10 protein-coding genes are annotated in these 14021 nt (G+C 72.7%); 5 read left to right on the forward strand and 5 right to left on the reverse strand.

The annotated features are described in order from the left end of the window. Window positions 1-38: 38 nt before the first annotated feature. Window positions 39-1400, reverse strand: a complete 1362-nt coding sequence (locus tag Aeryth_RS18105) for an MSCRAMM family protein (protein WP_067855347.1) — start codon at window positions 1398-1400, stop codon at window positions 39-41. 193 nt (window positions 1401-1593) lie between these two features. Here Aeryth_RS18105 and Aeryth_RS04785 point away from each other — a divergent pair, with 193 nt between their 5' ends. Further along, window positions 1594-2580, forward strand: coding sequence for a glycoside hydrolase family 6 protein (locus Aeryth_RS04785; RefSeq protein ID WP_067855350.1), 987 nt, complete (start codon window positions 1594-1596; stop codon window positions 2578-2580). A gap of 61 nt (window positions 2581-2641) precedes the next feature. Further along, window positions 2642-3820 (forward strand): response regulator transcription factor, encoded by a 1179-nt coding sequence (locus Aeryth_RS04790; RefSeq protein ID WP_067855353.1) that lies wholly within the window; start codon window positions 2642-2644, stop codon window positions 3818-3820. Window positions 3821-3859: 39 nt separating this feature from the next. Here the strand turns inward: Aeryth_RS04790 and Aeryth_RS04795 are convergent, their stop codons facing one another. The 4 genes from Aeryth_RS04795 to Aeryth_RS04810 form a co-directional block, all read right to left on the reverse strand. After that, window positions 3860-4585 (reverse strand): hypothetical protein, encoded by a 726-nt coding sequence (locus Aeryth_RS04795; RefSeq protein ID WP_067855356.1) that lies wholly within the window; start codon window positions 4583-4585, stop codon window positions 3860-3862. A gap of 43 nt (window positions 4586-4628) precedes the next feature. After that, the gene (locus Aeryth_RS04800) at window positions 4629-6065 is read right to left on the reverse strand and encodes a glycosyltransferase family 2 protein (RefSeq protein ID WP_067861353.1); all 1437 of its coding nucleotides are present in this window, start codon (window positions 6063-6065) and stop codon (window positions 4629-4631) included. A gap of 115 nt (window positions 6066-6180) precedes the next feature. Further along, window positions 6181-7260: a GGDEF domain-containing protein gene (locus tag Aeryth_RS04805; RefSeq protein ID WP_067855359.1), complete on the reverse strand. Its 1080-nt coding sequence runs from the start codon at window positions 7258-7260 to the stop codon at window positions 6181-6183. Then, window positions 7260-9047, reverse strand: a complete 1788-nt coding sequence (locus Aeryth_RS04810) for a sensor histidine kinase (protein ID WP_067855362.1) — start codon at window positions 9045-9047, stop codon at window positions 7260-7262. Before Aeryth_RS04810 ends, Aeryth_RS04805 begins: the two co-directional genes overlap by 1 nt. A 222-nt stretch (window positions 9048-9269) precedes the next feature. Between Aeryth_RS04810 and Aeryth_RS04815 the strand changes: the two genes are divergently transcribed. From Aeryth_RS04815 to mfd, 3 genes are read left to right on the forward strand one after another with little or no spacing between them, the layout of a single operon-like run. Next, complete coding sequence (locus Aeryth_RS04815) at window positions 9270-9941, forward strand: 50S ribosomal protein L25/general stress protein Ctc (protein ID WP_067855365.1); 672 nt, start codon at window positions 9270-9272, stop codon at window positions 9939-9941. Then, on the forward strand, window positions 9938-10504 hold the full coding sequence (pth, locus tag Aeryth_RS04820; protein ID WP_067855368.1) for an aminoacyl-tRNA hydrolase: 567 nt from the start codon (window positions 9938-9940) through the stop codon (window positions 10502-10504). The genes Aeryth_RS04815 and pth overlap by 4 nt, the downstream gene beginning before the upstream one ends. Beyond that, window positions 10505-14011, forward strand: coding sequence for a transcription-repair coupling factor (gene mfd / locus Aeryth_RS04825; RefSeq protein ID WP_067855371.1), 3507 nt, complete (start codon window positions 10505-10507; stop codon window positions 14009-14011). Window positions 14012-14021: the final 10 nt, after the last annotated feature.

Below are 14021 nucleotides of genomic sequence, written 5' to 3' on the forward strand. Positions count from 1 at the left end.
GTGGTGCTACGTCGTGGTGCTGCTTGGTCGAGCTGCGGTCAGCCGGCGGTCGGCGTGGGGGAGACGGTCGGCGTCGGCGAGGCGGTCGGGCTCGGCGTGGCCGTGGGGGTAGGCGTGGGCGTCGGGGTGGGCGTGGGCGCGGGAGCCCCGTCGCGGACGAGTCCGAAGGCACCGCCGGAGGGTGCGTTCACGCTGCGGCACGGCCCGCCGTCCACGGTCGGCTGGGCGGCCGAGACGACGGTGCCGATCTTCGAGCCGAGGCCGGAGACGGTGAGCTTGTGGTACTTCTGGCCCTTGATGGGCTGCTCGACCTGCAGCACGAGCGTCAGCCAGCAGCTCTTGGTGGGCAGGGTGCCACCGAGCCGGAACACCCCGTCGGCCTCGCTGGTCGCGGACCCGATGCGCGTGCCGTTGTCGTCGAAGAGCAGGGCCTTGACGCCGGCGAGCGGCTCGTTCGACGTGGCGTCCTTGACCTGACCGATGAGCCGGCCGCCGACGCGGGTGAGTCGGGCGGACGTGGCGGTGGTGCTGCCGGAGCGGACGCTCCCTGCGAGGTGGACGCGGGCCCCGGCGTAGCCCTGCACGCCCGGGATGATCGCGTCGTACCGGCCCGGGGCCAGACCCTTCGCGGTGAACGCGCCGCCGCGGGCGCGCACGACCCACCACTGTCCGGTCGTGCGGTTGACGAGGGTCAGGGTGACCGCCGACCGCACGCCCGACTGGCCGGCGTAGAGGTCGCCGACCAGGGTGCCCGCGCGCGTGCCGAGGGCCATGCGGACGTCGCGGTTGCGGCCCTGGCGCAGCCCGCTGACCCACAGGCTGCGGCCCACCCACTTCTGGCGGGCGTCCCAGACGAACACCGAGTAGCTGCCGGCCGGCAGGCCGCCGATCGCGAACCCGCCGCGGCGGTCGGCCGTGACGGTGTAGGCGGTGCCGTCACGCGTGACCGCGGTGACGCGGGCTCCGGCGGCCAGGACCCGACGCTTCGCCGGGCCCTTGGAGATGCGGCCGGTGATGCTCGCCCCGCGGGCCATGCTGATGTTGGCGATGGTCGTGCTGCCGCCACGCACGACGACCTTCACGTCGCGGGAGACGCGGGCGTTGACGTCCCAACGGGGGCGGCGGTCGCTCACGCGCAGGTGGTAGGTGCCGGGAGCCAGCCACGGGGTGGCGTAGCCGCCGCTCGTGCGGAACGACGTCTTCTGGCGCCACGACGCGTCGAACACGGTGACCGTGACGTCCTTGACCGGACGACCGGTACCGGCCTCGGTGATCGCACCGCGGACACGGCCGGTCTCGTCGGCCTGGACGGGGGCGACCAGACCGAGGAGCAGGGCGACGACGGCGAGGATGCCGAGCAGCAGCCGGGGTGCGGACACCCGCGTGCGTACGTCGGACATGACGATCTCCCTCCGGAGCCGGCGGACGGCTCTCGTGTCTCCCACCGCGATCCTAGTGCGGGGCTGCGCCGCGATCCCCGGTTTCGCAGGGGCCGAAGGTCCTGGATCTGTCGGGACCGTCGGCCCGCGCGACGAGGCACCGGCCAGTATCCTCGGCGCGTGACCGGGTGCCGGTCCGAGAGGGAGGGCCGAGGTGCAGTCGTCGCACACGCGTCGCTGGGAGCTGGCCGCCGGGGTGGTCGCTGCCGCCGTGGCGGTCTCGGTCGTGCTGCACCTGCTCGGGGTCTCCCTGCCGTTCTGGCCGGCAGGGGCGCAGGGCTCGAACCCGTTCTCATCCGGCCGCGTCTACGTCGACCCGCACTCGCAGGCGCGCCAGGCGGCCGAGGCCGCGTCCGGCGACGACGCCACGGTGCTGCGCCGCGTGGCCGAGACGCCCACGGCGATCTGGCTGACGCCCGAGGCGTGGCCGCAGCAGCAGGTCGAGGCGCACGTGCGGCGCATCGCGACCGCGGCGCGCGACGCCGACCGGGTGGCGCTGCTCGTCGTCTACGGCATCGCCGACCGCGACTGCCAGGGCGGTGAGTCGGCGGGCGGGCTGCCGCCGGACGCGTACCGTGACTGGGTCGGTGCCGTCGCGGACGGTGCGCGAGGCATCGGCACGACCGTGGCGGTGCTCGAGCCCGACGCCGTGGCCGACGCAGGACAGTGCGCCGACGCCGACAGCCGGCTCGCGCTGCTGCACGACGCGGTCGACACCCTCGCCGACGCGCACGTCACGACCTACGTCGACGGCGGCCACTCGGACTGGGTGGACCCCCAGGAGATGGCCTCGCGGCTCGAGCGCGCGGGCGTCGGCGACGCGCGCGGGTTCGCGACCAACGTCTCCTTCTACGCCGACGACGCCCAGGAACGGGCCTACGCAGAGGCCGTCTCGCAGGCGCTGGGCGGCAGCCACTACGTGATCGACACGGGCCGCAACGGCAACGGCGCGGACGGCGAGTGGTGCAACCCGCCGGGTCGCGCGCTGGGTCGGACGCCGGCCGCCGGGGACGGATCGCTCGACGCCTTCCTGTGGATCAAGCCGCCCGGCGAGAGCGACGGGTCGTGCAACGGCGGGCCCCCCGCGGGGCAGTGGTGGGACGAGCGCGCGCTCGACCTGGCGCGCGCCGCCGGGTGGTGACTTCGCCCCCACCGGGGACAGTTCGGTCTGCGGCGGCCCTGGTCGTTGCTACGCTCGCGGCATGGGAGAGAGTGGCGCGCCGATCGCCGTCGTCATCGAGGATGACGCGGACGTCCGGCATCTGCTCCGGACGATCCTCGTCCGGAGCGGGTTCGAGGTCGTCCTGACGAAGGACGGTCCGGAGGGTGTCGAGGCGGTGCGGGCGTACGACCCCGTGCTCACGACGCTCGACGTGAACATGCCCGGCATGGACGGGTTCGCCGCCGCCAAGCTGATCCGCGAGTTCAGCGCCACCTACATCATCATGCTCACCGGACTCGACGACGAGATCGACGTCGTGCAGGGTCTGGACTCCGGTGCCGACGACTACCTCGTGAAGCCGTTCCGGCCCCGCGAGCTGCGTGCCCGCATCGAGTCGGTCATGCGCCGACCGCGTCACCACGTCGACGTCGAGGGCTTCGAGCCCGTGCCGAACGGTGTCGCCTCGACGCCGCCGTCGGCGACGCAGGACCTCCCGCAGCAGTCGCAGGCACGTCCGGTGCCGCCTCCGGTCGAGGCACCCCCGTACGAGCGGCCCCACCAGGACGTAGCCCGGCACCAGGCGCCGGCCTCCTACCCCGTGCAGCCCGCCCGTCCCGAGCCCGCCTACCCCGAGCCGGGCTATCCCGAGCCGACCTACGCCGAGCGCCAGCCCCCCGCGCCGGCGTACCCGGAGCCCCGCTACGGCGACGTCCCGCAGCAGCAGGCTCCGTACACCGACCCTGGCCCGCGCTACCAGGCCGCGCCCCAGCCGGTGGCCCCGCCGCTCGACCCCGGGCCCGCCTATCCGACCCACCAGGCGGGCGGGCACGCGGTGAGCCACGCGCCGGCCGTCCACGCCGGTGCGCCGCCGCCGGCCCAGACCGGCAACGACGCCTGGATGCGCTGCAACGGGCTCGCGGTCAACGTCGACACCCGCACGGTCACGGTCGACGGCCGCACCGTCGACCTGACCCGGACCGAGTTCGACCTCGTCGCCTCGCTGATGGCGACCGGTCGTCGGGTGCGCAGCAAGGCCGACCTCGTCCTGACCCTGCGGGGGCAGAACTACGTCACGACCTACTTCGTCAACGAGGCCGACAAACGCGCCGTCGAGGTGCACATGGCGAACGTGCGGCGCAAGCTCGGCGACTCCAGCACCACGCCGCGGTGGATCGAGACGGTCCGCGGCGTCGGGTACCGCATGGCCGAGGACGCCTGAGCGGTCCAGCCCGCCCGGCGTCCTCGTCCGGCACCCGCGTCAGTTGGCGTTGATCGGGATCTTCTGGGCCTCGGTGGGGGTCTTGGAGGCGAAGATCGCGATCGGGACCTCCTGCGTCACCAGCTCGGGCACGTACTCCCGGCTGCCGGCGCGACGCTGGATCCACACCGTCGCCTTGAAGGTCAGGGTCACGCCCTTGGTGTCCGCGGCGAGCGGGCCGATCTTCTGGTTGCGCAGCTCGAAGGCGCCCTTCGGCGACGTGATGAGCATGCCGTAGCGCGAGGCGACCGGCTCCGGGTCGAAGGTGATGCGTCGTGCGTCGGCGTCGAGCGTGTACGGGTTCTCGACCTCGCCCGAGGAGGTCGTGGTGGCCGACGACACCTGGATCTTCCCGAGGTAGACGCGCCGCTTCGTGCGGAACGGGTCACGCAGCCTGCGCGACAGGTCGTAGGCCTGCAGCGTGAAGGAGAAGTACTTGTCGCCCAGGGGGTACCACTCGTTGGTGCGCGGCGTCGACTTGGTCGGCCAGATCGTGTAGACGAAGTCGAGGGTGCCGACCTTCACGTGCGACTGGAACGTGCCGTCGCGCGTGAACTGGGAGTTGAACGCCGGCGTGCGCGAGGCGGTGGCGGTCGGGGTGGCGGCGGGTGCCGGCTCGCGGTCGACGAGGCCGCACGCGCCGAGGACCAGCGACGCCACGAGGGCGAGGACGACGGTCGACGTCACGCGGGCGACGGGCAGGGGACGGCGAGGTGCGCTGGTCACGGGTGTGCTTCCTTCGAGAGGACGAGGGGGATGGAGGAGGCGCTCAGACCGTGTAGCCACGGTAGTTGCGCAGGATCTTGATGCCCATCCAGAAGGTCTGGGCGACGGTGATGACACCGAGGATCGGCCAGCCGACGGCCAGGATGGAGGACTGCAGGTCGATCGGGACCTGGAACCAGACGGCGGCGGCCGCGACGAAGCCCAGCAGGGCGATCGCGAAGGGGTAGAGGTAGCTGTTGCCCGAGCCGCGCTCGGCCTTGGCCTGGGCGGCCCAGTTGTCGGTCTGCTTGCGGCTCGCGAACTTCGTCCACGCCCGCAGGAAGTGGCCGATACGGATCCACATGTAGATCTCGGCCGGCAGGAGCAGCACGGCGAACAGGATGTCGCGCCGGTGGCCGTAGTGCATCGACCGCGCGACCCGGTAGTTCAGCAGGATCGCCACGACCGGCGGCACGAGCCACCAGGGGCTGAAGACGAACGCGTGGATCGAGAGCGACGCGAGCAGCAGGCTGAAGAACATGAGCCGCGTGATGATGTTGAGCACCATCGACATGTGCTCGAACCAGCGCAGCCGCAGGTTGGGGTGGAAGGGCTGGCCCTTCGTGTCGCCGCGCTGGCCGGGCCACATGAGCTCGATGGCGCCGAAGTTCCACTTGACCTGCTGGGCGTCGAGGGAGCGCAGCGTGTTCATGCCGCCCACGTGGGCGCGCGCGGTGGCGCTGATCTTCGTCAGGTAGCCGGCGCTCTTGATCTGCAGCGACAGCAGCGAGTCCTCGACCTCGCTGTCCTTGACCCACGGGGCCCGCTGGTGCGTCTGCGTCATGACGTCGCGAAGCGCCTGCGTGGCGAAGATCGAGAACTGGCCGCCGAGGACCGCCATGTTGCGGCCGCGCAGCAGGTTCTGCATGTTGAAGGCGGCGAACTGCGCGCGCTGGCCGGCCGTCAGGAACTTGGCCATCGTCGTCGGCAGGGCGCTGTCGTCGATGCTGTAGATCGCCGAGATGCCGCCGATGCGGTCGTCGCTGGTGATCTCGTCGACCAGGTCCTTGACGGCCGTCGGCTCGGGCGTCGTGTCGCCGTCGACGCCGATGATGTAGTCGCAGCCCTCCGCCAGGAAGAAGCCGTAGTTCAGCGCGCCGACCTTCTTGTCGGGGTTCTCGCCGATGTCGTGCACGAAGATCTCGACCAGCTGCGTGCCCTCGGGGCGCTCCATGAGGTGCTGGCCGGCGTAGTGGCTGGCGATCTCGACGGTCTCGTCGGTGGTGTTGTTGACGACGACGTGGATGACGTCCGGCAGTCGGGTCTGCACCAGGAGCGCGTCGAGCACGGACGCGATGGTCTCGGCCTCGTTGTACGACGGCACGACGCAGGCGACCGTCGCGCGCGGCTTGATGCTGCCCGCGACCTCCTCGACGGCGGTGCCGAGGGCGCGGTGCAGCGCCTCGTCGCTGAGGTCGAAGGCGGTGGGGTGTCGGTCCATGGGACCGAGGGCGTCGTGGGACACAGGGGCTCCTGCACGGTGGGCGTCACCCCATCCTGGGGCGCCGACCTCAGGAAACCCGGCGGTCCGGCCTCAAGGTCTGCTCAAGATCTGCTCAAGTGCGCGGGACGTAGCCGGCCTCGGCGAGCAGCGCGTCGAGGTCGGGCGCGGTGGTGAAGGTGTCGGAGGTGCCGAACAGCACGGGGACGGGCACGTCCTGCTCGCCGAGGGCCTCGTTCGAGCGCGTGTAGACGGCGCGCTCGACCGCGGCGGCGATCTCGGCGGTCCGCTCGGGGGTCTCCGCGGGTGCGAGGACGGCGAACCTGCCGACGCCGAGGTACCCGAGCACGGACCAGGCGGGCACGTGACGGCGCAGCGTGTCGGCCACGGTCGCGAGCGCGAGGTCGCCGCCGCGGCGCCCGAACGCCTCGTTGAGCTCGACGAGGTCGGTGATCTCGGCGAGGACCAGACCGGCGTGCCCGCCGCGCAGCTGGATGCGCCCGAGCCGGTCGGCGGCGGCCTCCACGAACTGACCCCGGCTGTGCACACCGAACACTCGTCCGGTGCCGTGGTCCTCGGACCACCAGGCGCCCTCGCGCTCCGCGCGCATGGCGACGAGCAGCTGCAGCAGGACGAGCATGGTGACCAGCAGGAACACGGCCGGCAGGTGGTCCGAGCCGCGGTAGACCCGGCCGAGGAGCACGTTCACCACGACGGCACCGGCGAACAGGCCGAGCACGACCTGCAGGAGGGTGACGTTGACGTTCATGCGCATGCTGCTGCGGCGCAGCTCGAGGACGCCCGCGACCGCGAAGCCGGCCGCCGCGAGGTAGCCGTCGGGCAGGATCGGCGAGCCGACCGCCTCCAGGCCGCCGCGCAGCAGCACGACCCCCACCGCGACGACGAGCGGGGCGACCGGGAGCGCGACGGCACCGCGGAAGCAGCGCAGGCCCGACCAGACCAGGCCGATCGCCACGACCCCGCAGGCTGCACCGGCGGTGTCGGTCTCGAAGCTCAGGACGGTGTCGTTGGTGATGAGGCTCGCGAGGGCGGCGCCGGCGGCGGCGATGAGCCCGCCGGCCCAGAGCCGGTTGGCGGGGTCGTTGTGCCGCATGGCGGTGGTGACCGAGAAGGTCACGGCCACCGCGAGGTAGGGCACGACCGTGCCCAGGAGCACGAGGTCGAGGTCGGACATCAGGCCACGTCCCGCGCGACGCTCTCGTCGGCCGCAGCGGGGAGCCACACGGTGACCGTGGTGCCCTCCTCGAGCCGGCTCGTGATGTCGACGGAGCCGCCGTGGGCGCGCACGATGTCCTGGGTGATGCTCAGCCCCAGGCCCGTGCCCTGCACGCCGGAGCTGCGGGCGCGGTCGGTGCGGTAGAAGCGGGTGAACAGCGAGGCCAGCTCGTCCTCCGTCATGCCGCGTCCGGTGTCGCGGACGACGATCTCCACACCGGGCACGGCCACCGCCCCCTCGCTGGCGATGTCGTGCTCCACGGGCAGGTCGAGCGCCTCGTCGGCACGGTGCGCGTCCTGGACCACGACGTCGATGGTCCCGTCGTAGCGGTTGTACTTGACCGCGTTGGTCAGCAGGTTGTCGAGCACCTGGCGCAGGCGCAGCGGGTCAGCCGGGATGGTCGACTCGGTGCGGGTGTCGAGACGGACCGTGATGAGCCGCTCGGTCGCCAGCGGCCGCACGCCCTCGACGGCGCTGCGAGCCAGCTCGCTGGGCCGGCACGGCTCCATCAGCAGCTGCAGGGGCACACCGGGGGTGCGGCTGCGCGCCGACAGGAAGTCGCGCGACAGCGCCAGCATCCGCTCGGTGTTGTCGAGCGCCACCTCGACGAGCTCGCGGGCCTCGTCGCCGAGGTCGGGCTCCGCGAGCGCCAGCTCGAGGTAGCCGAGCGCGGCGGTGAGGGGCGTCTTGATCTCGTGGGAGACGGCGGCGACGGCGTCGTCGCGGGCCTGGGCGTCGGCGAGCTCCTTGCTGACGTCGCGGGCCACGAACACGTAGCGGTCCGAGCGTGGACCGGTGACGCGGCGGATGCTGACGCTCAGCGGCACCTGGGCAGGCCCGGGCGGTCCCAGCCGGACCAGCAGCCCCTCGACGTCCTGGCCCGAGCGGACGAGCGCCAGCGGCTTCTCGCTCGCGGCGAGCGGCGTGGTGCCGTCGGCCCGGTACAGCGGGGCGTGCAGCACGGCCTCCGTCGCGTCGGGCGCGCCGACGCGACGCGCGAGGGCCTCGGCGGCCCGGTTGGCCGTCACCGCCCCGTCCGCGTCCAGCGTGACGACGGCGAAGTCGACGACGTCGAGGACCTCCGCGAGGGTGCGCTCCTGCGTGCGGGCGGAGTCGAGCGCGGAGCCGACGAGCCGGGTCTGGGACTCCAGCAGGCGTCGCTGCGAGCGGTTCCGCGCCGTCCAGCGCGAGCCCGCCCACGACGTCAGCGCGAACAGCAGGGCGAGGTTCAGGAGGGTGGTCACGGCCGTGGTCCACGACTGCTCGCCGGTCAGGTCACGCACGGTCACCACGACGACGACCGCTGCGAGCGCCGTGCCCAGCACGCAGGCCCGTGAGAGCGCGGGGAGCTGGATCGACGTCCACGCGACGGGCAGGACGGCGAGCACGGCGAACCCGGCACCGGGGGTGGCGTAGTAGAGCAGGCCGCACACGACCACGTCGAGCACGGCGATGAGGGTGGCCGCCACCACGGTCGAGCCGGCGCGGTCGATGCCGAGCGACCCGAGCATGGCGGTCAGGAGGGCCGTGACGCCTGCGACCACCACCCCGGCGGTGAAGGAGCCCTCGTGCACCGGCAGCGACGTCACGAGGGCGGAGACGACCGGCAGCGCGAGCCCGGTGAGGAACAGGAACTGCGCCGCGAACACCTCGCTCGGGACCACCGTGCTGCGGGTGCGGGGCACGCCGTCGCCCGGGGTCGCGGGGATCTCCCCGGGACCGCCCGGGGAAGTCGGCGTCCGCATGAGCCGACCCTAGCAATCCGGCACCCTCGACGGTGGCCGATTTCGCTGGCGGCGGAGGGCTCCTGTACGCTGACGCAGTTGCCTCGGCGAGGGTCGGCAGGTCCGACCGTGATCGACAGGGCGCTCCGCGGAGTGTCGTGTCCGACCTGCTGGGGCGACGTCCGGCCGAGTCCACGGCCGCCCCACATCGTTCGCCCGCACCACACCTCCAGGAGTTCCCTCGTGGCCGAGATCACCATCCCCGCCGAGCCCCGTACCGAGTTCGGCAAGGGCGCTGCCCGCCGCATCCGTCGCGCCGACCAGGTCCCCGCCGTCCTGTACGGCCACGGCACCGACCCCGTGCACGTCACGCTGCCGGGCCACGCGCTCATGCTCGCCCTCAAGAACAGCAACGCGCTGCTCTCCATCGAGGTCGGCTCCGAGTCGCACCTGGCCATCCCCAAGCAGGTCCAGCGCGACCCGCTGAAGGGCTTCATCGAGCACGCCGACCTCCTCATCGTCAAGCGTGGCGAGAAGGTCGTCGTCGACGTCGCGATCCAGCTCGAGGGCGACGCGCAGCCCGAGACGCTGGTCGTCCTCGAGAACGCCACCGTGTCGCTCGAGGTCGAGGCCACCCACATCCCCGAGGCCGTCGAGGTCTCGATCGAGGGTCTCGAGGTCGGCGCCCAGGTGCTCGCCTCCGACCTGTCCCTGCCCTCCGGCGCCGCGCTCGCGGTCGAGGAGGACCTGCTGGTCGTCAACGTCACCGCCGCCCCGACGGCCGCCGACATCGAGGCCGAGCTCGAGGAGGCCGAGGCCGAGGCCGGCATCGAGCGTGACGAGCCCGAGGACGCCGAGGGCGAGAGCACCGAGGGCGAGTCCGAGGCTGACGCCGAGGGCGACACCGAGTCGTGACCTGGCTGGTCGTGGGGCTCGGGAACCCGGGCCCCACGTACGCCGCCACCCGGCACAACGTCGGGTACATGGTCGCCGACGTGCTCGCGGACCGCATGGGCGGGCGCTTCAAGGCGCACGCCTCCGGCCGCGCCGAGGTCGTCGAGGGCCGGCTCGCGGGTGAGCGCGCCGTCCTCGGCCGTCCGCGCTCGTACATGAACGAGAGCGGCGGTCCGGTCTCGACGCTCATGAAGTACTTCGACGTCGACGCCGAGCACCTCGTGGTCGTCCACGACGAGCTCGACATCGACTTCGGCGCCCTGCGGCTGAAGCTCGGCGGCGGCGACAACGGTCACAACGGACTGAAGTCGATCCGCCAGTCGATCGGCACCGGCGACTTCCACCGGGTGCGCGTCGGCATCGGCCGGCCCCCCGGACGCCAGAGCGTGCACGACTTCGTGCTGAAGCCGTACTCCTCGACCGAGCGCAAGGACCTCCCCGTGTACCTGGAGGAGGCCGCCGACGCGATCGAGAGCCTCGTCACCCGCGGACTATCCGAGACGCAGAGCGCGTTCAACCGGTAGATGGACCTCCACGCCCTCCTCTCGCCCCACCTGAACGGCCCTCTGGCCGAGGCGCTCGCCGAGCGTCCGCGCACCCTCTCGGTGCAGGGCCCCGCCGCGGTGCAGCCGTTCGTGACCCGCGCGCTGGCCGACGCCTCCACCGTGCTGGCCGTCACCTCCACCGCGCGCGAGGCCGACGAGCTCGCGGCCGACGTCGCCGTGCTGCTCGGCGACGAGGCCGTCGCCGTCTACCCCGCGTGGGAGACGTTGCCGCACGAGCGGCTGTCCCCGCGCTCGGACACGGTCGGTCGTCGCCTGGCGGTCCTGCGCCGTCTCGTGCACCCGGGACCGGGCGCGCCGCCGGTGCGGGTCGTGGTGGCGCCGGTGCGCTCGGTGCTGCAGCCGCAGGTCAGGGGCCTGGCCGACCTGCGCCCCGTCGAGCTGGTGGTCGGCCAGCAGGCGCCGCTCGACGACGTCGTCCGCGACCTCGCCGCCGCTGCCTACGTGCGGGTCGACCTGGTGGAGCGTCGGGGCGAGTTCGCGGTGCGCGGCGGCATCGTCGACGTCTTCCCCCCGACCGAGGCGCACCCCGTGCGAGTCGACTTCTGGGGCGACGAGGTGGAGGAGATCCGCTCGTTCTCCGTCGCGGACCAGCGCACGACCGATCCCGTCGAGCGGCTGTGGGCGCCTCCGTGCCGCGAGCTGCTCCTGACCGACGAGGTCCGTCAGCGCGCCAAGGCGCTCGCCGTCGAGCACCCGTCGCTCGGCGAGCTGTTCGGCAAGCTGGCCGAGGGGCACGCCGTCGAGGGCATGGAGTCGCTCTCGCCGATCCTGGTCGAGGAGATGGAGCTCCTCGTCGAGCTGCTCCCCGACGACGCGGTCGTCGTCGTCCACGAGCCGGAGAAGGTCAAGGCGCGCGCCGCCGACCTCAACGCGACGAACGAGGAGTTCCTGCAGGCGTCGTGGGCGGCAGCCGCGACCGGTGCCGAGGCGCCGATCGACCTCGGCTCCGCGGCCTTCCGCGAGCTCGACGACGTCCGCGACGTCGCGCTCGCCCGAGGGTCGTCGTGGTGGAGCGTGTCGCCGTTCGGCCTCGACGACGAGGAGACCGTCGCCGCCACCGCCGAGGCGGCCCCGCTCTACCGCGGCGACACCGAGGCCGCGGTCGCCGACGTCCGCGCCTGGCTCGGGGAAGGACGCCTCGTCGTGCTCGCGACGCCCGCGGCCGGCCAGGCCCAGCGCACCGTGGAGTGGCTGGCCGAGCACGACGTGCCCGCGACGATCGTCGACGCCGCCGGCGACGCAGGGAGCGACGGTGCGCTGCCGGCGGCCGGCACTGGCGTGGTCGCGGTCGTCGTCGCCGACCTGAGCCACGGCCTGGTCGCGCCGCGCGCCGTCCTGCTCACCCACGACGACCTCGTCGGCCAGCGCGCCGCCGAGCGTCCGGACCGCTCGAGCATGCCCGCGCGCCGGCGCAAGCAGGTCGACCCGCTCGAGCTGAAGGCCGGCGACCACGTCGTGCACGAGCAGCACGGCGTGGGGCGCTACGTCGAGCTCGTCAACCGCACCGTGCAGGGCGCGGCCCGCGAGTACCTCGTGATCGAGTACGCGCCGAGCAAGCGCGGGCAGCCGGGCGACCGGCTGTTCGTCCCGATGGACCAGCTCGACCAGGTCAGCCGGTACGTGGGCGGCGAGAGCCCGAGTCTCGACAAGCTGGGCGGCGCCGACTGGACCGCGCGCAAGAACAAGGCGCGCAAGGCCGTCCGGCAGATCGCCGGCGAGCTGATCAAGCTGTATGCCGCCCGCCAGTCGACGAAGGGGCACGCGTTCGGGCCCGACACCCCGTGGCAGGCCGAGCTCGAGGACGCGTTCGCCTTCGTCGAGACGCCGGACCAGCTCGTGACCATCGACGAGGTCAAGCGCGACATGGAGCGCTCGGTGCCCATGGACCGCCTGGTCTGCGGCGACGTCGGCTACGGCAAGACCGAGATCGCGGTGCGGGCCGCCTTCAAGGCCATCCAGGACGGCAAGCAGGTCATCCTGCTGGTGCCCACGACCCTGCTCGTCCAGCAGCACTACGCGACGTTCGCGGAGCGCTTCGGGCAGTTCCCGGTCACCATCCGCCCGCTCTCGCGGTTCCAGACCGAGAAGGAGTCGCAGGAGACGCTCGCCGGTCTGGCCGACGGCAGCGTCGACCTCGTCGTCGGGACCCACCGCCTGCTGCAGCCCGGTGTCCAGATCAAGGACCTCGGTCTCGTGATCGTCGACGAGGAGCAGCGCTTCGGCGTCGAGCACAAGGAGGCGCTCAAGCACCTGCGCGCCGCCGTCGACGTGCTGGCGATGTCGGCGACACCGATCCCGCGCACCCTCGAGATGGCGGTCACCGGCATCCGGGAGATGTCGACCATCGCCACGCCGCCGGAGGAGCGGCACCCCGTGCTGTCGTTCATCGGCGCGTACGACGACAAGCAGGTGGCCGCCGCGATCCGCCGCGAGCTGCTGCGCGAGGGACAGGCGTTCTTCATCCACAACCGCGTCCAGTCGATCGACAAGGTCGTGAAGCGGCTGGCCGAGCTCGTCCCCGAGGCGCGCGTGGCGGCCGCCCACGGCCAGATGGGCGAGCAGGCGCTGGAGAAGGTCATGGTCGACTTCTGGGAGAAGCGCTACGACGTGCTGGTCTGCACGACGATCGTCGAGTCGGGCCTCGACGTGTCCAACGCCAACACGATGATCATCGAGCGGGCCGACACGCTCGGCCTCTCGCAGCTGCACCAGCTGCGCGGCCGGGTCGGGCGAGGTCGCGAGCGGGCCTACGCCTACTTCCTGTACCCGCCCGACAAGCCGCTGACCGAGACCGCCCACGACCGGCTCGCGACCATCGCGCAGCACTCGGAGCTGGGCGGCGGCATGCAGGTCGCCATGAAGGACCTCGAGATCCGCGGCGCGGGCAACCTGCTGGGCGGCGAGCAGTCGGGCCACATCGCCGACGTCGGCTTCGACCTGTACGTGCGCCTCGTGGGCGAGGCCGTGGCGGAGTTCCGCGGCGACGGCGGCGAGGACGGCCTGCCGGGCGGCCGCGAGGTGAAGCTCGAGCTCCCCGTGGAGGCCCACCTTCCCCACGACTACGTGCCGAGCGAGCGGCTGCGCCTGGAGATGTACAAACGGCTCGCCGACGTCCGCTCCGACGCCGACGTCGAGGAGCTGCGTGCGGAGCTGGTCGACCGGTACGGCGAGCCGCCGGAGGTCACGGAGGTGCTGCTCGACGTCGCACGTCTGCGCGTGGCGGTGCGCACCGCCGGCCTCACGGAGGTCACGTCGGCCGGCTCCCAGATCCGCTTCGGCGGCGTCGACCTCCCGGAGTCGGCCCAGATGCGGCTGCGCCGGGTCTACCCGAAGAGCCTGTACAAGCCGGCGACCCACGTCGCGCTCGTGCCCGCGCCGAAGACGGCACCCGTCGGCGGGCGTCCCCTGCGCGGTCGCGAGCTGCTGCAGTGGGTGGCCACGGTCGTGGAGACCCTGACGGCCTGAGTCGCGGACG

Source organism: Aeromicrobium erythreum, assembly GCF_001509405.1.
In the GTDB taxonomy this organism is placed as follows: domain Bacteria; phylum Actinomycetota; class Actinomycetes; order Propionibacteriales; family Nocardioidaceae; genus Aeromicrobium; species Aeromicrobium erythreum.